General features: G+C 29.9%; 15 protein-coding genes. 6 read left to right on the top strand and 9 right to left on the bottom strand.

Annotated elements, in window-relative coordinates; all coding sequences use genetic code 11:
• Positions 1-4: 4 nt before the first annotated feature.
• From KO506_RS04260 to KO506_RS04270, 3 genes are all read right to left on the bottom strand, one after another.
• The gene (locus KO506_RS04260) at positions 5-541 is read right to left on the bottom strand and encodes a 30S ribosomal protein S16 (protein ID WP_215993643.1); all 537 of its coding nucleotides are present in this window, start codon (positions 539-541) and stop codon (positions 5-7) included.
• A gap of 139 nt (positions 542-680) precedes the next feature.
• Positions 681-3,704 carry a WD40/YVTN/BNR-like repeat-containing protein gene (locus KO506_RS04265; protein ID WP_215993644.1) on the bottom strand — a complete coding sequence of 1,008 codons (3,024 nt, stop codon included), beginning with the start codon at positions 3,702-3,704 and terminating at the stop codon, positions 681-683.
• Between the two features lie 71 nt (positions 3,705-3,775).
• Complete coding sequence (locus KO506_RS04270) at positions 3,776-4,519, bottom strand: outer membrane lipoprotein-sorting protein (protein ID WP_215993645.1); 744 nt, start codon at positions 4,517-4,519, stop codon at positions 3,776-3,778.
• Positions 4,520-4,767: 248 nt separating this feature from the next.
• On the opposite strand from KO506_RS04270, the gene KO506_RS04275 reads away from it, so the two are divergent.
• The 4 genes from KO506_RS04275 to KO506_RS04290 all read left to right on the top strand — a co-directional run bounded on the left by KO506_RS04275 (position 4,768) and on the right by KO506_RS04290 (position 11,816).
• Positions 4,768-5,214, top strand: coding sequence for a ferritin-like domain-containing protein (locus KO506_RS04275; RefSeq protein ID WP_215993646.1), 447 nt, complete (start codon positions 4,768-4,770; stop codon positions 5,212-5,214).
• A 146-nt stretch (positions 5,215-5,360) separates the two neighbouring features.
• Positions 5,361-9,698 carry a DNA polymerase III subunit alpha gene (gene dnaE / locus KO506_RS04280; protein WP_215993647.1) on the top strand — a complete coding sequence of 1,446 codons (4,338 nt, stop codon included), beginning with the start codon at positions 5,361-5,363 and terminating at the stop codon, positions 9,696-9,698.
• A 152-nt stretch (positions 9,699-9,850) separates the two neighbouring features.
• Positions 9,851-11,179: a D-arabinono-1,4-lactone oxidase gene (locus tag KO506_RS04285; protein ID WP_215993648.1), complete on the top strand. Its 1,329-nt coding sequence runs from the start codon at positions 9,851-9,853 to the stop codon at positions 11,177-11,179.
• Complete coding sequence (locus tag KO506_RS04290; RefSeq protein ID WP_252726780.1) at positions 11,163-11,816, top strand: HAD family hydrolase; 654 nt, start codon at positions 11,163-11,165, stop codon at positions 11,814-11,816. Before KO506_RS04285 ends, KO506_RS04290 begins: the two co-directional genes overlap by 17 nt.
• Here KO506_RS04290 and gldA read toward each other — a convergent pair whose 3' ends face one another.
• The 6 genes from gldA to KO506_RS04320 form a co-directional block, all read right to left on the bottom strand.
• Positions 11,817-12,710, bottom strand: a complete 894-nt coding sequence (gene gldA, locus KO506_RS04295; RefSeq protein WP_215993649.1) for a gliding motility-associated ABC transporter ATP-binding subunit GldA — start codon at positions 12,708-12,710, stop codon at positions 11,817-11,819. It lies immediately after the preceding gene.
• Positions 12,711-12,799: 89 nt separating this feature from the next.
• Complete coding sequence (locus tag KO506_RS04300) at positions 12,800-13,570, bottom strand: hypothetical protein (protein WP_215993650.1); 771 nt, start codon at positions 13,568-13,570, stop codon at positions 12,800-12,802.
• Between the two features lie 73 nt (positions 13,571-13,643).
• Positions 13,644-16,415, bottom strand: a complete 2,772-nt coding sequence (locus KO506_RS04305; protein WP_215993651.1) for a carboxypeptidase regulatory-like domain-containing protein — start codon at positions 16,413-16,415, stop codon at positions 13,644-13,646.
• Between the two features lie 45 nt (positions 16,416-16,460).
• Positions 16,461-17,297 (bottom strand): GLPGLI family protein, encoded by an 837-nt coding sequence (locus KO506_RS04310; RefSeq protein ID WP_215993758.1) that lies wholly within the window; start codon positions 17,295-17,297, stop codon positions 16,461-16,463.
• A gap of 94 nt (positions 17,298-17,391) precedes the next feature.
• Positions 17,392-18,231, bottom strand: a complete 840-nt coding sequence (locus KO506_RS04315; RefSeq protein ID WP_215993652.1) for a GLPGLI family protein — start codon at positions 18,229-18,231, stop codon at positions 17,392-17,394.
• 5 nt (positions 18,232-18,236) lie between these two features.
• The gene (locus tag KO506_RS04320) at positions 18,237-18,584 is read right to left on the bottom strand and encodes a hypothetical protein (protein ID WP_215993653.1); all 348 of its coding nucleotides are present in this window, start codon (positions 18,582-18,584) and stop codon (positions 18,237-18,239) included.
• A 123-nt stretch (positions 18,585-18,707) separates the two neighbouring features.
• Between KO506_RS04320 and KO506_RS04325 the strand changes: the two genes are divergently transcribed.
• Positions 18,708-20,381, top strand: coding sequence for a sensor histidine kinase (locus KO506_RS04325; RefSeq protein ID WP_215993654.1), 1,674 nt, complete (start codon positions 18,708-18,710; stop codon positions 20,379-20,381).
• Positions 20,374-21,051 (top strand): response regulator transcription factor, encoded by a 678-nt coding sequence (locus KO506_RS04330; RefSeq protein ID WP_215993655.1) that lies wholly within the window; start codon positions 20,374-20,376, stop codon positions 21,049-21,051. The genes KO506_RS04325 and KO506_RS04330 overlap by 8 nt, the downstream gene beginning before the upstream one ends.
• The last annotated feature ends 10 nt before the right edge of the window (positions 21,052-21,061 follow it).

A 21,061-nucleotide genomic window follows, 5' to 3' on the forward strand; every position in this document is an offset into this window, starting at 1 on the left:
TAATTTACTCTGCTGCTTTTTCTGCTGCTTCATCAATAGTTTCAGCTGCTGCTTCAACTTCTTCAGATGCTTCTTCTGCAACTTCTTCTACAGCTGGTTTTGCTGCTTCAATTCTTGCTTCGTTAACCGCTTTTTCAGCTGCTAAAGCTTTCGCTTTTGCATCAGCTTCTGCTGCGCTTAAACCTTCTTCTTTTGCAGAAATTTTAGCTGCTTTTTCTTCTAACCAAGCAGTAAATTTAGCTTCTGCTTGCTCTTCTGTTAAAGCACCTTTTCTTACACCACCAACTAAATGATTCTTTAACATAGCACCTTTATAAGATAAAATTGCTTTTGCAGTATCAGTTGGTTGCGCACCATTTTGTAACCATTTTACAGCACCATCAACATCTAAGTTAATTTCTGCTGGGTTTACATTAGGATTGTAAGTACCAATTTTTTCTAAGTATTTACCATCTCTTTTTGCACGGGCATCTGCAGCAACGATCCAATAGAATGGTTTACCTTTTTTTCCGTGTCTTTGTAATCTGATTTTTACAGACATAATTTGTTAATTTTTTAAGGTTCTCGACCTTGATTATTAAAAATCTTACCATCTCGTGATAAGTGGGCGCAAAAATACTAACTTTTTTTGATACTAAATCACTAATAACCTATAAATTAATGATTTTTTCAACATAAAATTATTTTATAAATTCTTCGAAAGACTTTAAATTTAACTCATCTAAGAATTTTACTTTCTTTTTTATTTTCTGATAATCTACTTTAGCTACTTCAAATCGTTCTTCAATTATAGATAAACTCTCTAATTCAGAATTTGAAGGCTTATCATAACTAGTGGCAATTTTACTGTATAAATCAGACATTTTTTCTCTTAATTGAGGTTCTGCTGAGCCTACATAATTGTCTCCAGTTGTAATTACCAAAGTTTTCTTTAATGCTGTTAACTTTTCTACGATTTTTTTCTTTTTAAGCGTTTCTGCTTTTTCCAATATTGCATCTAACTCATATACCATATATGCCAATTCTTCTGTCATATTATACATTTTCATGGTGGTATTGTGTTTCACTTCTCTATCTGATGCTGATAAATTTGATTTAGGATCGTAGATTAACTCTATCTTCTGAGTAAAAGTCTCTTTACCTTTCTTTAAAACCACATTATAAGTACCTGCTTCTACTAAAGGCGAAGTAAATCCACCAAAACTAAACGTTTTCCCTTTTGCTACTTTTGGGTTTTTTAATCTATAATTCCAGTTTACAATGTTTATTCCTTTAGATTTCCCAGGACCTAATTTGCTAATTACTTTTCCATTATCATCTTGAATTTCTAAAGTCATTTTACCAAAAGTATGACGTCTGCTTAAATGATACTTTATTTGTGCAGCTCTACTTGGGTTTGCGCCTACAAACTGAGTTTCTGCTCCAAAACTTCCAGCAAAACTGCCTTCTTCGAAAATTACAGTTGGTTTTGATGTAAAGAAATGTACTTTCTCTTTTAAAACCTCTTCATTAATTTCTCTTAATGGAGATATATCATCAATAATGATAATACCTCTACCATGCGTTCCCATTACTAAATCGTTAGTTTGTTTCTGTAACTCAATAAAATGTACAGCTACAGCAGGCATATTATTTGTAAATTTTATCCAGTTTTTTCCTCCATTAATCGTAATGTATAATCCGAATTCTGTACCTAAAAATAATAAATCAGGGTTTACATAATCTTCTTGAATATTTCTAACAGAACCAACAACATCACTAGTAATAATACTTGTCCAAGTTTTTCCAAAATCTGTTGTTTTGTAGGTATATGGCTTCATATCATTCATAGTATGTCCATCAAAAACTACATAAGCTGTACCTTTATTAAAAACACTTGCTTCTATATGATATGTCCAAGTATTTTTAGGTAAATCTGGCACATTTGCAATAGTATTTGTCCAAGTTTTTCCTCCATCTTGTGTTACTTGCACATTACCATCATCTGTACCCACCCAAATTACATTTTCATCTAAAGTAGATTCTGCTATTGTAAAAATTGTAGTATGATTTTCTGCTCCTGAGTTATCCATAGACAATCCACCTGAATTACTTTGGTCTTGTTTTAAAGGATCATTAGTCGTTAAATCTGGTGAAATAATTGTCCAAGTATCACCCATATCTTCAGATTTGTGAACATACTGACTTCCCATATAAAAACGATTGGGTTGATGTGCACTTATAGCCATAGGTGCATTCCAATTAAAACGGAATTTTTCAAAACTTTTTTGTGGCAAAGGCTGAATGGTTTTTACTCTTTTTGCAGCTACATCATATCTCCAAACATTTTCTGCTCCTTGCATTTCTGAGTAAATGATATTTTTTGTTGGATGTTTTAACACTCTAAAACCATCTCCTGCTCCTATAGAATTCCAATCTCTTGCTTCTATTCCTCCAGGTGAAGAAGATGGGCCATACCAAGAACCATTATCTTGTAAACCACCATAAATATTATAAGGTTCTGCATCGTCTACACTAACTTGATAAAATTGAGAAATAGGTAAATTTTCTACAATCTCCATGGTTGTACCTCCATTTAAAGAACGATATACTCCACCATCTGTACCTGCATACATTCTATCAGAATTATGAATATCAAAAGTAATATCATGAATATCACTATGCATATTACCTAAATTTTTAAACGTTTTTCCTCCATCTCTAGAAATAGAACCACTTAAACCTCCTTTTACAACTACATCTGGATTTTTAGGATCTACCACAATTCTAGAAAAGTAAAAAGGACGCACTGTAATACCAAAATCATTGTTTAATTGTTTCCAGTTTGCACCAGCATCATCACTTCTATATAAACCTTTTCTTTCGTTTTTTTCTGCTTCAATAACCGTGTAAAGAATGTTAGAATCAGAAGGCGCAACTGCAATTGCTAATCTACCTAAACTACCTTCTGGAAATCCGTTATGAATTTTATTCCAAGTTGCACCACCATCAATTGATTTGTATAACGCACTATCTTTACCTCCAGATTCAAAAGACCAACCAGTTCTTCTAAACTCCCACATAGAAGCGTATAAAATTTTTGGGTTATTAGGATCCATTGTTAAATCTGCACAACCTGTTTTTTGATTGGTATATAAAATTTTATCCCAAGTTTTACCAGCATCCGAAGATTTATAAACACCTCTTTCTTCACTATCTCCCCATAAAGCACCTAAAACACCTACATAAATTTCATTAGAATTCTTTGGATTAACGATAATGTTTGCAATACGATCCGAATTCTCAAAGCCCAATTTATTCCAAGTAACACCACCATCAACAGTTTTATACAAACCATCTCCATAAGAAACACTATTTCTTGTCCATGTTTCTCCTGTACCTACATAAATTGTATTATCAGGATCGTTAGGATCTACTTCTACAGCACCAATAGATTGACAATAATCATCGAAAATCGGGTTGAAAGTTACACCTCCATCATTCGATTTCCATACACCACCTCCTGCAGTTCCTGCGTAAATAATTCTATTATTTGTTGGGTGATTTTCTAAATCATTAATTCTACCACTCATTAGAGCTGGCCCAATATGCCTTGCAGTTAAATCTCCAAATAATTGCTTTCCTTTTGTGTTTTTACTTTGCGCATCAACCTTTATAGAAAAAGATAAAAGTAGAACAGCCACTAATAAAAGTTGTTTTTTCATTTTGTTTGGTTTTAGTGATTAAAAAAAATCCCCAAATTTAATTTGAGGATTTTTGTAGTATTTTATGATGATTACTTTTCTTCAGGAAAAGCAAATAAAGCTGCATCAACTGTTGGATTTAGCTCGATTTTAGTAATAGTTAATGGAGCACCTGGCTGACCTTTTACACCTTGTGTCATAGAAAAAGGAAAATATAAACCTTCTACTTCTTGATAATCACTCATTGTAATTTCTGACATCATACCTTTACCTGGTCCAGATTTTATTTCTGATTGTATTGCAATTGGCACAAAATTTTCGGTATCAAAAAAGTAATACGTAATGCTATCTTCTTTTTTACCATCAATAGTAACAGGTTCTTTTGTTAATTTGATTTTAAATGTTTCTGCACCATCAATCGTTTCTTTACCTAATAATTCTACTTTATAACCTTTTTCTTTATAATCAATAAATGCATCAGGAAAATCATTCATATCTAACTTCATATTTGCTGTAGCTTCTGCATCACTTTTTTCAGCTTTCATTGTCATAAAGTTATGACCCCATAATGTTTCGCCGTCAAAAACACCTTGTTTAATTTCTTTTCCTTGAAAATTAATAACAGACATTTGTTTACCATCAGCCATTTGATAAATTTCTAAAGGAATCTCCATTCCTTGTTGATTAACAGAAGCTGTCATTTTAAGACCTTTAATTTTCTTAAGGTTTTCAATTCCGCCAATGTTTTCATAGTAAGTAGCTAAAATTTCATCTGCTGTTTGCGCGTTAGCAACAAGTCCTAAAAACATAACAGCTACTAATAGTAATTTTTTCATTTTTAAATATTTTAATTAAAAGTTCTTTTATATGTATGCCAATTTACGAAAATGTTACAAATATTTTAATTCAATTTAAAAAACAACAGCATAATTCTTAAATAAAAACTAAAAATCAAATGAGTTAAAATCGAAACCTTATGCATCAATAAAAGTTTTAAAGCTTATTTAAATTTGTATCAGCAAAAAGATGTGAAACAATACGCATCTCAAAATAATTTATTGGAATTTAAAATGAAAATGACACAATGAAGTACACAGAAAAAATTTCGAACAAATTAAACGAATTATTAGAAAAGAATTATGATGCTGAAAAAGGGTATTTAAATGCCGCCGAAAATGTAGATAGTTCTCGATTGAAAATTTTCTTTAAAAATAGAGCCTCAGAACGAAGTGATTTTGCTAAAAACTTAAGAACAGAAATATTATCTTATGGGCAAATACCAGAAGAAACTGGTACATTTCAAGGTACAATGCACAGAAACTGGATGTCTTTAAAATCTTTATTTAGTTCTAATGATGAAGAAGCAATTTTAGAAGAAGCTATTAGAGGTGAGCAAGTTAGTTATAATGAATACACTGAGATTTTAGAAGAAGATGCATTTGCACCATCAACTAGGAAATTATTAGAAGCTCAAAAACAGCAAATTCAATCAGCAATTAACAGCTTGATGGTAGAAGAAGAATTAGCATAAAAATAAATTATTTGAATTAATTTTAGAAAGTCGACCCTTAATTGGGTTGACTTTTTTTGTTGATAAGTCTCTTTACTTTTTAACCTTAAAACTTCCTTTATTTCGTACATTTAACCCTCCAAAATAATGAGCAAAAAAAATCATTTATGTACTTAATTTTTGATACTGAAACCACTGGTTTACCCAAAAGTTGGAATGCACCAATTACAGACACAGACAACTGGCCAAGGTGTATTCAAATTGCATGGCAATTGCATGACGAAATGGGTAATATATTAGAACATAACGATTTTTTAATTCAGCCAGAAGGTTTTAATATTCCTTATGATGCAGAAAGAATTCACGGAATTTCTACTGAATTAGCAGATGAACAAGGTATTTCTTTAGAAAAAGGTTTAGCTCTTTTTAACGAAGCTCTTAAAAAAACCAAGTTTATTGTTGGGCAAAATGTTGGTTTCGACATTAATATTATGGGATGTGAATTTCATAGATTAGGTGTAGAAAACAATTTAACAAAACTACCACTTTTAGATACTTGTACAGAAAAAACAGCTACAATGTGTCAAATTCCTGGTGGTAGAGGAGGTAAATTTAAATTACCAACTTTAACAGAATTACACAATCACCTATTTGGTGTTGGCTTTGGAGAAGCACACAATGCCACTGCAGATGTTGAGGCTACAACTCGTTGTTTCTTAGAATTAATTCGTTTAAGAGAGTTTACCAAAGAACAATTAGATGTTGATGCTGATTATTTTAAAAACTTTTCTGAAGCGAATCCAAAACCAATTCAAGTAATTGGTTTAAAACACATCAACCTAAAAAAAGAGAGTGATAAGATTCGTAAACGTTTAGAGAAATTAAAAGACGTTAAAGAAACAAAATCTACATCAGAAGGTTTAGCCGAATTAAAAGATGTACAATTTGCACATTTACACAACCACACACAATATTCTGTTTTACAATCTACCATGCAAATTGGCAACATTGTAAAAGCGGCTGCAAAAGATAATATGCCAGCCATTGCAATGACAGATACTGCAAATATGATGGCTTCTTTTCATTTTGTAAGCGCCATTTTAAATCATAATAAAAGTGCAGAAAACCCAATAAAACCAATTATTGGTTGCGAATTTAATGTTTGTGAAGATCATAAAAACAAATCGCAAAAAGACAATGGTTACCAAGTTGTTTTGTTGGCTAAAAACAAAAAAGGGTATCATAATTTGGCAAAAATGTCTTCCATTGCTTTTGTTGATGGATTTTATTATGTGCCAAGAATTGATAGAGAAATCATCAAAAAATATAAAGATGATATTATTGTTTTAACTGGTAATTTATATGGAGAAGTACCAAGTAAAATTCTAAATCTTGGTGAAAAACAAGCTGAAGAAGCTTTGCTTTGGTGGAAAGAAGAATTCCAAGATGATTTTTACATTGAGTTGATGCGCCATAATCAACAAGATGAAAATATTGTAAACGAAACCTTACTAAAGTTTTCTAAAAACCACGATATAAAAATCGTTGCCACAAACAACACATTTTATCTAGAGAAAAAAGATGCAAATGCACACGATATTTTATTGTGTGTAAAAGATGGCGAAAAACAAGCCACACCAAAAGGTAAAGGTCGTGGTTACAGATATGGTTTGCCAAACGAAGAATATTATTTTAAATCTTCGGATGAAATGAAAACGCTTTTTGCAGACTTGCCAGAAGCGATTATTAACATTCAAGAAATTGTAGATAAAATTGAAATTTTCACGTTAGCAAGAGACGTTTTATTACCGGCTTTTGATATTCCAGAAAAGTTTAAAGATGCAAAAGATGATGAAGATGGAGGAAAACGTGGTGAAAATAATTTCTTAAAACACTTAACTTTTGAAGGTGCTAAAATTAGATATGGAGAAATTACAGAATCCATTAAAGAGCGTTTAGATTTTGAGTTAGAAGTAATTGAAAAAACAGGTTATCCTGGTTATTTTTTAATTGTAGAAGATTTTATTCGCGAAGCCAGAAAAATGGATGTTGCTGTTGGTCCTGGACGTGGTTCTGCAGCTGGTTCTGTAGTTGCTTATTGTCTTTGGATTACAAATATTGATCCTATTAAATACGATTTACTTTTTGAGCGTTTCTTAAATCCTGAGCGTGTTTCGATGCCCGATATCGATATCGATTTTGATGATGAAGGTCGTGGTCGAGTTATGGATTATGTAATTGATAAATATGGTGCAAATCAAGTAGCACAAATTATTACTTATGGAACAATGGCTGCAAAATCTTCAATTAGAGATACAGCCCGAGTTTTAGATTTACCACTTTTTGAAGCGGATAGAATTGCCAAATTAATTCCGGGAATTAAACTAAAAAATATTTTTGGTGATGACCCAAAAAGTAAAGGTAAAGTTGATGGTTTACGAGCAGAAGAAAAACAATTAGTAGAAGAACTAAGAAACATGTCTTTTGGTTCTGATCTTGTTTCTGAAACTATTAATAAAGCTACAATTTTAGAAGGTTCTGTAAGAAATACAGGTATTCACGCCTGTGGTGTAATTATTACTCCTGGAGATATTACCAACTATGTTCCTGTTGCTTTGGCAAAGGATTCTGACATGTATGTTACCCAATTTGACAACTCTGTAGTAGAATCTGCAGGTTTGTTAAAAATGGATTTCTTAGGATTAAAAACACTGACTTTAATTAAAGACACTGTAAAAATTGTAAAGGCAAAACACAATGTTGATTTAGATCCTGAGAATTTTCCTTTAGATGATGAAAAAACTTATGAATTATTCCAAAGAGGAGAAACTGTAGGTATTTTTCAATATGAATCTCCAGGGATGCAAAAACATATGCGTTCTTTAAAACCAACCGTTTTTGCAGATTTAATTGCAATGAATGCCTTGTACAGACCTGGACCAATGGAATACATTCCGAGTTTTATCAACAGAAAACACGGAACAGAAGATATTGAATACGATTTACCAGCAATGGAAGAGTATTTGGCAGAAACTTACGGAATTACAGTTTACCAAGAGCAGGTAATGTTACTCTCGCAAAAACTAGCAGATTTTACCAAAGGTGAAGCTGATGTTTTACGAAAAGCCATGGGTAAAAAGCAGATTGCTGTACTTGATAAAATGAAACCTAAGTTTATTGAGCAAGCAGGTAAAAATGGTCATGATGAAGAAAAACTAGAAAAAATATGGAAAGACTGGGAAGCCTTCGCTAGTTATGCCTTCAATAAATCTCACTCTACTTGTTATGCTTGGATTGCTTATCAAACTGCGTATTTAAAAGCTCATTATCCTGCAGAATATATGGCTTCTGTACTTTCTAATAATATGAAAGATATTAAAGCTGTTTCTTTCTTTATGGAAGAATGTAAACGAATGGGGTTAGAAGTTTTAGGACCAGATTTAAATGAATCTTATTTAAAATTCTCAGTAAATAAAGATGGAGCTGTTCGTTTTGGAATGGCTGCTGTCAAAGGTGTAGGTGCTGCTGCTGTAAGAGCCATAATTAAAGAGCGCACAGAAAACGGAAATTATACTTCTATCTTTGATTTAGCAAAACGTGTAGATTTAAGAGCCGCTAACAAAAAATCTTTTGATAGTTTAATTAAAGCAGGTGCATTCGATTCTTTTACAGATACACACAGAGCGCAATATTTTGCAACTGATGAAAAAGGATTAACCTTCTTAGAACGTGCTATGAAATTTGGTAGTAAATATCAAGAAAACAAGAATTCTGCACAGGTTTCTATGTTTGGAGAAGCTTCTACTGTTCAGTTTCCTGAACCAGATATTCCTGAGTGTGAAACTTGGGGAACAATGGAACTTTTATCACAAGAAAAAGAAGTAATTGGTATTTATATTTCTGCACATCCTCTAGATGATTTTAAAAATGAAATGATTTTCTGTAATGCTTCATTAAAATATTTTAAAGAAGATTTGGCCAAATATGTGGGTATGAATTTATCTTTTGCAGGTATAATTACAGATGTGCAACACAGAGTTTCTAAAGCTGGTAAAGGTTGGGCAATGTTTACCATAGAAGATTATGGAGATAGTAATGAGTTTAGAATTTTTGGTGAAGATTACTTAAAAATGAAACACTTTTTAGTACCCAATTCTTTCTTATTTGTGCGTGCAACAATTCAACCTGGCTGGACAAACAAAGAAGGTGTAACTGGCGAACCAAGATTAAAGTTTACAGAAATGAAATTATTACACGATATTATGGATGAGTTGTGTAAAAAGTTAACTATTAAAATTTCTGTGGATGATATAACTGAAGAAACCATTACTAACCTACAGAGAATTCTTAGAACAAATGGTGGTAAGCAGTCTTTAAAGTTTACTATTTGGGATGCTAAAGAAAAAATTGAAGTAAACTTACCAAGTAGAAACACAAAAGTTAATGTTTCTAATGAATTGTTAGCTACACTTCAAAACCAACAAATTAACTATAAGTTGAATTAAAATAACATATTCTTGTATTATGAGCGCTATTTTTATCAATATGATGAAATAGTTCTTTTTATTTATCAAAAATTTATTTTATTATTTTTATCATTTTAAAAGCTGTTATAAATCGTTTATTTTGTAATTTTGTTTAACGAAAGTAAGATATTATGAAACAAAAAAATAACGGTACTTGGGTTAGCTGGAATGGAAATTTAAAGTATAACTACGCAACAAAGTTTGATATTACTACTGAAGATGAACTGAAAGAAGTAATAGCAAATAACGAAAAGATACGTTTTTTTGGAAGCAAACAATCTTCTGCAGATATTGCTGCTGGCACAGATGTTTTGATTGATATGACAAACTATAACAAAATTGTTTCATATGATTACAACAAAAAAACAATAACAGTTCAGTCTGGTTTAATATTAAGTGAGTTATTAGAAGCTATAGAATCTGTAGGCTGGTGTATACCTTGTTTACCAGATATTAATACCATTACCATTGGTGGGGCTTTAGCAACAGGAACACATGGTACAAGCGGAAAATTATTATGCGAATACATGACTGAATGTAATTTGGTTCTTGCAGATGGTAGCATAAAAAAAATTACTGAACAAGACAGTTTAATAGATGCAGTTCGTGTTTCTTTAGGTATGTTAGGTGTAATGTCTACCATTACTTTTCAATGTGAGCCTGCTTATACACTTCATGTAAAAGAAAGGCCAGAAAACGATAGTGAATGGTTGCCAAAAATAAAAAGCAGATTAAAAGAGCATGACTTTTTAAGAATACTATGGCTACCTCATACAGATAAAGGCTATGTAATTACTGGTGATAAAATTGATCCTAAAAAAGAAATTACTGAAAATAAAGGACCAAATTATTTAAAACATAGAAGAAACACTTCTAAATTTTTATATAAATATTCTCACAAATTTCCTTGGATCACTGCAATCGCAAACAAAATATTAGCAAAAGCTTTTTTCAGTGCTAAAAAAGAGCACAAAGGCACATTATACCAAGCTACAGTTACTAAATCTAGAGGGTCTACTTTAGAACTAGCAGAATGGACAATTGCTTTAGACAAATTTCCAGAAGTTTTTAATGAATTAAAAACAGAAATCAACAAATGGAACAACAAATCTTTTATCCACATACCTATGGATGTACGTTTTGTATATCAAGATAAATCTTGGTTAAGTTATGCTTATGGGCATGATACAGTAACTATGGGATGTGTTTCTAGAAATGCTGCAACTGCAGATACTTATGAAGCCTTTAAAAGTATAGAAAAAATATTTTTAAAACACGGAGGCAGACCTCATTGGGGCAAACGTTTTTCTGCTAAAAATGCTCAATTATCTAAAATTTACCCAAAATGGGATGCTTTTAAAGAAATTCGAGAAAAATTAGACCCAACTAACAAGTTTTTAAATCCATATTTAACTAAATTAGTATCCGCTAAAACACTTGTAAATGAAACTGCAGCCTAAAGGATTTTTATTCGATTTTGATGGAGTTATTGTAAATAGTTTTAACAGCCATTATTCTGCTTGGACTTCTGCTTTTAAAGAATTATTTAATAAAGAAATTGCTCCTTTTCCTAAAATTCATACAGGTAAAACACCTTTAATTATTGCTGAATATTTTTGCAGTGTAATTGGTAAAGAACATCAAACTGAAGAATTATATCATTTAAAAGATGAGCATTTAGACAAGTATTTTACAGTGCCTGAATTATTACCTGGTGTTCATGAATTTACAGATTTGTTATCCGAAGAAAAGATTCCTTACGGAATTGCAAGTAACGCCACTAAACAGTTTTTAAAGAACAGCATTCATCATTTAAACTTAAATTTTAAAACTGTTTTTGGTGTACAAGATTATGAAAAACCAAAACCAGATCCTGAAGCATATAAAACGCTAGCAAAAGCCTTAGGGTTTAAAAAAGAAGAGTTTAAAGATCTTTGGGTTTTTGAAGATAGCTTAACAGGTACAAAGGCTGCTAAAGCTGCAGGCATGAAGCCTATAGGAATTTTAACTCAATACTCTGAAGCTGAATTAAAAGAAGCTGGTAGTATTTTGGTTTTTCCTACTTTGTTAGAAGCTTATCAATATTTAGTAAAATAATTATTGAGTTACTTCTCTAAACAAGGTTTCTAAATTCTTATTTTCGGTATTTAAACCTAATATTTTCAATCCATTTTCTTGAGCAAAATCAAAGATTTTTGGCCTCATATCTTCATCACTTTCAAAAGTAATATACCAAGTGTTATCGTAATTATTTTTATAGGAAACTATATTTGGTAATCGATTTATAAATTGCTCTTCTATCTTATAATCGAAAGTTACAATAATAGTTTGTTGATTATTTTCTTTTAAATCTGCGAGGTTTTTATCTACTAATATTTCTCCTTTTTTTATGATGATAACTCTATCGCAAACAGCTTCTACTTCTTGCATAATATGTGTAGAAAATAGCACTGTTTTCTCTTTACCTAATTCAGAAATTAAAGCTCTAATTTCTACTAATTGATTAGGATCTAAACCTGTTGTTGGTTCATCTAAAATTAAAACAGAAGGATTGTGTAAAATGGCTGCAGCCAAACCTACTCTTTGCTGATATCCTTTAGACAATTGATTAATTTTCTTGTGAGCCTCAACAGTTAACCCTACTTTTTCGATACAAGTTTCTATTTGGCTTTTATCAACTTTAAAAATGGAAGCCTGAAATTGCAAGTATTCTCGTACATACATATCTGCATACAAAGGGTTGTGTTCTGGCAAATAACCAATAGTTTTTTGTGCTGCTAATGGATTTTTTAAAACATCTATTTCATCAACCAAAACTTCACCAGAATTTGGTTTTATAAAGCCCGTTAAAATTTTCATCATTGTTGATTTTCCTGCCCCATTTGGACCTAAAAAACCAATAATTTGACCTTTATCCGCAGAAAAAGAAATATTATTTAAAGCTTTTTGAGTTTTATATGTTTTTGTTACTGATGCTACTTTTATCGACATTAGTTTATTTAAATTAATTCTCGAAAGAAATTTAAAGTTCTTAAAAATTTACTCGAACTTACATTATTGATAACGAATTTAGTTCAAAATTAGTTTGTAACAACAGTTTTATTCTCACGTATTTTTCTGATGTTTTTCATTCTTAACCAAGTTATTTTATAACGTTTTTTATACACCCACAAACAACCTAAATCTAATAAAAAATAGAATAAACTAATTCCACTTGGTGGATTATGGCTTGGTAAAAATGGAATAACATCCCAAGCAATTGGTGGCCATTCCCAACATAAAAGACTTGTACCTATAATCTCTAAATAAGCAACAGAAACGTACATTGTTAAATAAAACAAACGTTCTCTTGGCTTGTTTCTTAAAATATATAAGGTTGCCATTGTCATTATAAAACCAAAAACATCGAACTTAAAAATTAAGAAAATACTTGCATAAATAAAGATAAAAATAGCTAAAAATATTTCAATCTTTTTTCTGTGTTTAATGATTGAGGCTGCCTTAGAAAAATACAAAACCGCTAAATAAACTAAAGCGTGCCCAAAAGGAATATAATGTGGTACATTTTCTAGTCTGTAAGTATACATCCCCAGTAAAACCGAGAAAAGATACTCTCCAAAAAAACCGATTAAAACTCCAGCAATTAAGTGTTCTCTAGATCTTTTATTTACCTTAAAATACACAATTGGAAAAACCAAAAGCATACTGATATTTGCATATAATTGTGCATTATCTGTTTTGCTAAAAATGTAAAATCCATCTAAAAAAAGACCATAAGCAATAAATAAATACAGTAATCCTAAACTTTTAAAAGTAGCGTATAAAGATGATTTTGTTGCTAATAAACTCATACTGTAAAAGTAAATAAACTAAATAAAAAATGGCTCTAAAAAAGAGCCATTTAAAAATAAATAAAATATTTTGTTATAGTTGGTAACGCAACCTTAAGCTGATGAATCTTGGCATAATAAATCTTTCATTTACATTAAATGAAATAATACTTTGCCCAACAGAAGTTTCTGAACCAGTACCTAATAAGTTACTACCTACTAATTCATATTCCATTTTAGCATCTTTATCTTTTCTGTAGGCTAACTTAGCATTCCAAATATTAAAAGAACTTTGTTTAGCACCTTCTTGCCTAACTTCATTAAAAGTAAAATCTGATGTTAGTGTTAAAGAGTTCCAGATATACGCATCAAAATTAATTGCTGGTGCATGTGTTACAGTATTAATATCTTCTGTTCTTGCACTATTTACTTGATCGTTATAAGTTAAATTATAAGACAAACTAACGTTTGGTGCTTTTCTAAAATTAGTACCAATTCTTGTATTGAATCCTCTAGATACGTTTTCGTTTGTATTCTCTAAAGAGTTGATGAATTGATAGCTTTTATTAAAAGAAAAGTTACCACCAATTCTTGCTGTAATTTTTCTGATTGTTTTGCTTAATCTTGCAGATGCAGTAAAACTCTCATTATCGAAAGGTGAGTTAATACTTGTACTACTAGAAACTACAGAATTGTCTTCGAAAATTGTATTTGAGTTTACTTGATCTATTGTTTTTCTATAGTTAACTCTTGCAAATACACTACTGTTATTAAATAAATTAAAGCTTCTATAAAATAAGCTAACATTATGAAAACTAGCATTTATTAAATCTGCATTACCTGCAAAATAAGAACTATAACTATTTGCAACAATACCTCTTGCAATTTGATTTACATCTGTAAAGTTTACTTCTTGTTTATAAGTAAAAGTTAAACTCTCACTGCTTTTAAACTGAGCAATCGTTTCGAATTCTGGTAAAACTTTAAAGAAAGTATCTTTAAAAGTTTCTGAACCATATTGTGTATTGTTAGAGTTGTAAGAGTGTACTGTAAAACCAGGAGTTATTGTAAAAATCCCTGTTTTTAGACGGTATCTTAAACCTGCATAAATATCTGTAAAATTGTACTCAGTATCATTTGTAGTTTCAGAACTATCAATTCCTGCAATAGCTGGAGTTGGGTCTACTTCTGAACCATCATCTAAAATCTGGAAAAAACGTGAATCGTAATTCTGAGAACTTAATATAGTACCAGTTACAAAGTTTAAATTACTCTTATCATTTAAAATATAGTAATAATCTAATTTAGCATCTACTTGATTTGTTTTTACGCGTCTGTCTTGTTCTAAATTGTAGTACAAATTAGATCTGTCTAAACCTAAGGTAAATGCAGTATCATCAAAACCATCTTCAGAGTCTTCTAAATCTTCGTCATTAGTTGGGTTATTATTAAAAGGATCATTTTCTAAAGAAGCAACATAAAAAGGGTCTTCATCTTGTAATAAATGTTGCACTTCTAAAGCAAAAATGTTTTTTTCATTTGCTGTATAAAAGTAGCTAAAATCTTGATTAATAGTATAAGGTGTAGCTTTTTCTGTTTCAGTAATATCACTTAAAACAAAAGAATTTACATTATCTGTTCTAAACTCATTAGAAAAACGACCAGAAACATTATAGTTTAATTGATTATTGATGTTCTTTTTATATATAGTACTAAATCTAAACAAGCCATTATTACTAGTTTGGTTTGTACTATTATCTACAACATCGTCTGGGGTATCTGGATCTATATAATCTATAGTATTTATATTTCTTTGACCATTAGAATTACCAGACCAAATTAAAAATCCGCTTAAATCTAATTTAGGATTAGGAGAGTATGAAAAGTTTAAAGCAGCTAACTTAGTTTCTATTCTGTTTGCATTTCTAGTGCTTGCATTTAAAAAACCAATACCTGCATCTGCAATGTTAATGTTTGTACCATTAGATGGACTTTGGCTCTGAAAACTACCACCAAAGCTTCTTGCATCTCTTCTGCTTAGTACAACTTCTCCCATATTATTTACATCACCAATAATATTGATTGTATATTTAGGAGTGTAATAAAATAATTTTGGCTGAAATAAATACAAACCTGTATCTGGTGAGTCTCCTGCACCTGCTAAAACATCTCCAAACCAAAAGTTCTTTTTACCCTCTTTTAATTTTATATTGATGGCAACTCTATCTTGGTTGTTTTGTACACCACTTAATTGGCTAACATCGCCATAATTTCTTAAAACCTGAATTTTATCTACAGCATTAGATGGTATGTTTTCTGTAGCTAATTTAGTATCACCACTAAAAAACTCTTTACCATCTATCATTATTTTTTCTACAGCTTTACCTTCTACTTCTATTTGTCCATCATCATTAATTTCTACTCCAGGTAATTTATCTAAAACATCTTTTAACTTACGTTCAGAACCATTTTTAAACGAATCTGCATTATAAACTATGGTATCTCCTTTAATAGTTACTGGCATTTTAGCAACAATATTAATACCATCTAGCATATTGTCTTCGAACATTGTGTAGTTTTTTACAATACTCTCTTCTTTTGTTTGTACAGTTTCGCTAATTTCTTTAAAACCTACATAACTAATTTTTACATTATAAGTAGTATTACGTTTTAAATCTAATTTAAAACTTCCACTTGCATCTGTAAAGCCAAAAGAGCTAATTGTTTTTGCAACATTATCTATAGCAATAACATTTGCCATTTCTAAAGGTTCACCAATAGAATCTTTAACAACACCTCTTAGGGTAATTTGGGCTGTAGAAACCCATGACACCATTAAAATGGTGAATAATAATATTTTTTTCATGTTTGATTTGTTTGAATTTTATTAAAAAAAGTTACTAAAAGAAGATTAGAATCTTCTTCCTCCTCTACCACCTCCATTTTGAAAGCGCTCTTTTAATTCGTCTGTTTTAACTTTAACAATTTTGTTGTATTCTTCTCTATCTACTTTTTTACCTTTTTTAGGTTTATCAATTTCTAATGCTTCAGAAGGGTTTAATACAATTTCTGTACATAACATTGTAGTTCTACCCGTATTTAATTCTAAAATTAAACCTGGCAAACCATAATAAGAATCTGGACCAGAGCTAATAGGTATTTGCGGAGAATACCAAGCTGTAACTTCTAAAGTTCTAACTTCTGGTTCTTTTTCTTCTTCCTTTTTATCTTCATTATCTGCACCTCTTCTACCTCTTCTACCAAAAATACTACCAAAATCTACACTTGTATCTACTTTTACTAAAGTTGCTTTGTAACAAGTATATTGACCAATTTTTTTAGTTTCTGAACTTAACTCCCATTTTGGTTGTTCCATATCCTCAACAATTAAAAAACGTTTACTAAACATTTCAACATCTTCAATCATTTCTTTTTCTTTAAGGTTTTTGTAAATAGCACCTTTTCCATTACTTGCTCCAAATCTTCTACCAGAAGTTCCTCCAGGAGCATCTAATTTTACATTCTCTTTAAATTCAGATTCTGTTTTGTTAAAACTTAAGGTGTATGTTTTTTCTAAAAAATTTTTCATACGAGCCATAATTTGCTTTTTCTCTTGCTCACTTCTTCCTTCAAACCTACTCATATCCATAGTAGTTTTAGACATGTAGGTTGCTTTACCTTGAAAGTCGTTTTGAGAAAATAAAATATTAGTTGCTAAAACTAATAAGAAAGTAAATACTGATTTCATCATTTTTATTTTTTTGTAAAAATATCGGTTATATGTTCAGTATGACTTAAAAAAGGTTTAAAAGTTTAAAGCTGTTGGGAAAACTTTAACACCTCTAGCCTCCTATTTTTACTTGAACTCCATTTCCCATATCAAAACCATTTCTACTTTTAAATTTCTCCATCATTTCTTTAGATTTTTGTTCCTGAATTTCATCAAACTTGTTTTGGTTAACAACCTTACCTTTTGCTGGTTCTTGAATGGTTATTTTTTCTGAAGGATTTAAAACGATCTCAGTACAAACAATCATTCTTTTACCATCGTTAATTTCTAAAATTAAACCAGGCAAACCTTGGTAATTATCTGGTCCATTATTAATTGGCACTTGCAAGGTATACCAAGCAGTAGTTACTTTAGTTTCTTTTTTTACATCTTCTTTTGTTTCTCCGTTAACAATGCTTATTTTTTTACTTTCTACTTCTTCTGTATAAGTAGCTTTATAACATGTATACTGACCAATGTTTTTTGTTTCTGTAGTCATTTGCCAATCGTATTTTGGTAAAGAGTCTTTTACCAAAAACACTTTGCCCATTATTTCTGTTTGATTTGCAAATCTTTTTTCTTGAATGTTTTTATAATACACACTTGCTGCTCCAGAACCTCCAAAAGACATTACTACAACATTATTACCCCCAACTTGTGGTTTTGGTTCTTCTAATTTTATATCTTCTTTGTAGGTAGAAGTTGTTTTATCGAATTCTAAAATAAAGGTTTTTTGATACATTTTCTGAATTCTTTTTCTTAACTCTTCTTGCATTTTATCATCTACACCTTTTTCATTATTCATTTTAAAGTTCGATTTCTGACTCGTTTTATAAATCGCTTTTCCTGTAAAATTTTGTGCTTGTAATGTACAAACTAACAAAAGTGTAAATGCTGTGATAAAAGTTTTCATAATATTTAGTTTTTATAAGGTGTTGATAATTTTATTATAGATTGTATTCCTTTTTTTGATTTTAAGATTAAAGAATCAATATTTCTAGATTCTCCTCCTACCTTTATAGAGCTTTTAATTTTGTATTTAGATTCTGGATAACTTAAAGTAAAGCTCATTTCTATTTTTTCATTTTCAGTATTTTCACTAAATACTTTTTTTACACCTTCCCAATCTATAGATTCTAATTCTTCTGGAGAATTTACCTCAAAAGCTACTTTACTCACCTTTACATTTGTTTCTTTATTATTATTCTCTTGCGAAAAACTAAATAATGATGATAAGATTGCTACCAATAAAAGGACTTTTTTCATAATAAATTATTTTGAATTATTGTTCACTACAAAGATGATAATGATCTCTTGTTATTTAGGTTAACAAGTGTTAACGAATGTTAACCGACTAAATTTATAGCAATTACAACTTATATTTGTAATATGAATACCAAAAAATACAAATGGATTTTTTATTTAATAGCCACCACAATTATTACTACAATTGGGGTTCAGTTTTATTGGAATTTAAAAAATTACCAAGAAAACAAGCAAAGAGTTGCCAATGAAATTCAATTAAGTTTAGACAATGCTATAGAAGAGTATTATTCTACTTTGGCAAAAAGCAACTTTTTAACTATTATTAATAACGATACTGATAATAAGCAAACTGTAAAAATTAAGAGCAATAAATCTTTCGATTCTATAATTTCAAAAATAAAAAACAGCTCAAATTCTAAAGAGAACGAAAAACCAAAATTTACCATTAATAGTATTCAAATTTCTTCGGATGAAAATTTTTCTCAAGAAAAAATAGATTCTATGATGTTAGACACCAAAGAATTGATAAATAATTTAAACAACAAACAAGATTCTATTTTATATGATGTTGTTAGCAAAAAAACAGGCAAACTCAACAAAGTAGACTCTATCAAATTAAAAAAATATAACATTGATAAAATCAAATCATTTACCCAATTTACAGATGATAAAAATGGAATTCATTTTGATGAAAATGGCAACAAAACTTCAGTAAAATATTTTAAAGGAAAAGCAGCTGCAGATAGTTTAAAACTAAAAACTAATTTAAAACCCATCTTTATTTCGTTTTTAGATCAATCTTTAGATTATAATAAAATTGATTCTTTAATAGAAAATCAATTAAATACTAAAGGCATTTACTTAAAAACAAGTTTTCATCATTTAAAAAAAGACACCATTTTTAAAAAAACCAAAGACACCACTTTAGTCGATAAAAATTTTTCAGCAAACTCAAAATCTACCTATTTAAAAAACAACCAATCTTATAAATTATATTATAGCAACCCAAATTACGAAGCTCTAAAAAGAAGTTTTGGAGGCATTTTTCTATCGTTAATTTTGTCTTTATTAATTATTTCTTGTTTGTTCTATTTACTAAAAATCATTAATCAACAAAAAGAATTAGCTGCTATAAAAAACGATTTAATTAGCAATATTACTCATGAATTTAAAACACCAATAGCTACAGTATCTACAGCCATAGAAGCTATAGAAAATTTTAATGTTTTAGATGATAAAGAAAAAACTCAAAGATATTTGGCAATGTCTTCTGTACAATTAAAAAAACTACATCAAATGGTAGAAAAATTGTTAGAAACTGCTACCTTAGATAGCGAACAATTAATATTAAAAAAAGAAACTGTTGATGTGGTTGAAATGACAGAAAAACTAGTAAAAAAACACCAATTATTAGCCAATAAAAAAGAGCTACATTTTTCGTGGAACTTACAACCTAATTATGTAAATGTAGATGTTTTTCATTTTGAAAATGTAATTTCTAACCTTATTGATAATGCTATAAAATATGGTGGAAACACAATAGACATCAATATAAATTCAATTCTAAACTCAACAGAAATAACAATTGCTGATGATGGTAATGGAATTGAAAAAAATCAACAAGAAAAGATTTTCGACAAATTCTACAGAGTTCCAAAAGGAAATACGCACGATGTAAAAGGCTTTGGAATTGGACTGTATTATTGTAAAAAAATCATCGAAAAACATACAGGAAGTATTACGCTTTCTTCTGATAAAAAACAAACCATTTTTAAAATCACCATACCCAATGTCTAAAATAAAAGTACTTTTAGCTGAAGATGAAGCTAGTTTAGGAATGATTGTAAAAGAAAGTTTAGAAACTAGAAATTTTGTAGTTTATCATGCAGAAAATGGTGAAGAAGCTTATCAAATTTATCAAAAAGAAGAGCCAGATATTTTAGTATTAGATGTTATGATGCCCAAAAAAGATGGATTTACTTTAGCTCAAGAAATTAGGCAAGAAAACAAAAGTATTCCTATTATATTTTTAACAGCAAAATCGCAAACTAGCGATGTTTTAGAGGGTTTTACAATTGGTGGTAACGATTATTTAAAAAAGCCCTTTTCTATGGAAGAGCTTATTGTTAGAATTAAGGCATTACTAAATAGAATTGAATTAAAAACAAATGTAGAAACCATTAAAATTGGCGAATATATTTTTAATTTCACAAAACAAACATTAACAAATTCTAATACTGTAGAAACCTTAACACACAGAGAAGCCGAATTACTTTTTTATTTATTTGAAAAGAAAAACGAAGTTTTAGATAGAACTTTTATTCTGAACAAATTATGGGGTAATGACGATTTTTTTAATGCCAGAAGTATGGATGTGTTTATAAGCAAGCTCAGAAAAAAGTTAAAACAAGATCTTAACATTCAAATTTTAAATGTTAGAGGTTTTGGATATAAATTGATTTGTTAACAAATTTAAA

The sequence above is a fragment of the Polaribacter vadi genome, from assembly GCF_018861005.1.
GTDB classification, from domain to species: domain Bacteria; phylum Bacteroidota; class Bacteroidia; order Flavobacteriales; family Flavobacteriaceae; genus Polaribacter; species Polaribacter vadi_A.

Excerpts from the sequence above, each read along its gene's own strand:
- KO506_RS04330 (WP_215993655.1), top strand. The coding sequence starts at position 20,374 with ATGTCTAAAATAAAAGTACTTTTAGCTGAAGATGAAGCTAGTTTAGGA.
- KO506_RS04270 (WP_215993645.1), bottom strand. The coding sequence starts at position 4,519 with ATGAAAAAATTACTATTAGTAGCTGTTATGTTTTTAGGACTTGTTGCT.
- KO506_RS04310 (WP_215993758.1), bottom strand. The coding sequence starts at position 17,297 with ATGAAATCAGTATTTACTTTCTTATTAGTTTTAGCAACTAATATTTTA.
- KO506_RS04300 (WP_215993650.1), bottom strand. The coding sequence starts at position 13,570 with ATGAGTTTATTAGCAACAAAATCATCTTTATACGCTACTTTTAAAAGT.
- KO506_RS04320 (WP_215993653.1), bottom strand. The coding sequence starts at position 18,584 with ATGAAAAAAGTCCTTTTATTGGTAGCAATCTTATCATCATTATTTAGT.
- dnaE (WP_215993647.1), top strand. The coding sequence starts at position 5,361 with ATGTACTTAATTTTTGATACTGAAACCACTGGTTTACCCAAAAGTTGG.
- KO506_RS04285 (WP_215993648.1), top strand. The coding sequence starts at position 9,851 with ATGAAACAAAAAAATAACGGTACTTGGGTTAGCTGGAATGGAAATTTA.
- KO506_RS04305 (WP_215993651.1), bottom strand. The coding sequence starts at position 16,415 with ATGAAAAAAATATTATTATTCACCATTTTAATGGTGTCATGGGTTTCT.
- KO506_RS04260 (WP_215993643.1), bottom strand. The coding sequence starts at position 541 with ATGTCTGTAAAAATCAGATTACAAAGACACGGAAAAAAAGGTAAACCA.
- KO506_RS04290 (WP_252726780.1), top strand. The coding sequence starts at position 11,163 with ATGAAACTGCAGCCTAAAGGATTTTTATTCGATTTTGATGGAGTTATT.
- KO506_RS04325 (WP_215993654.1), top strand. The coding sequence starts at position 18,708 with ATGAATACCAAAAAATACAAATGGATTTTTTATTTAATAGCCACCACA.
- KO506_RS04315 (WP_215993652.1), bottom strand. The coding sequence starts at position 18,231 with ATGAAAACTTTTATCACAGCATTTACACTTTTGTTAGTTTGTACATTA.
- KO506_RS04275 (WP_215993646.1), top strand. The coding sequence starts at position 4,768 with ATGAAGTACACAGAAAAAATTTCGAACAAATTAAACGAATTATTAGAA.
- gldA (WP_215993649.1), bottom strand. The coding sequence starts at position 12,710 with ATGTCGATAAAAGTAGCATCAGTAACAAAAACATATAAAACTCAAAAA.
- KO506_RS04265 (WP_215993644.1), bottom strand. The coding sequence starts at position 3,704 with ATGAAAAAACAACTTTTATTAGTGGCTGTTCTACTTTTATCTTTTTCT.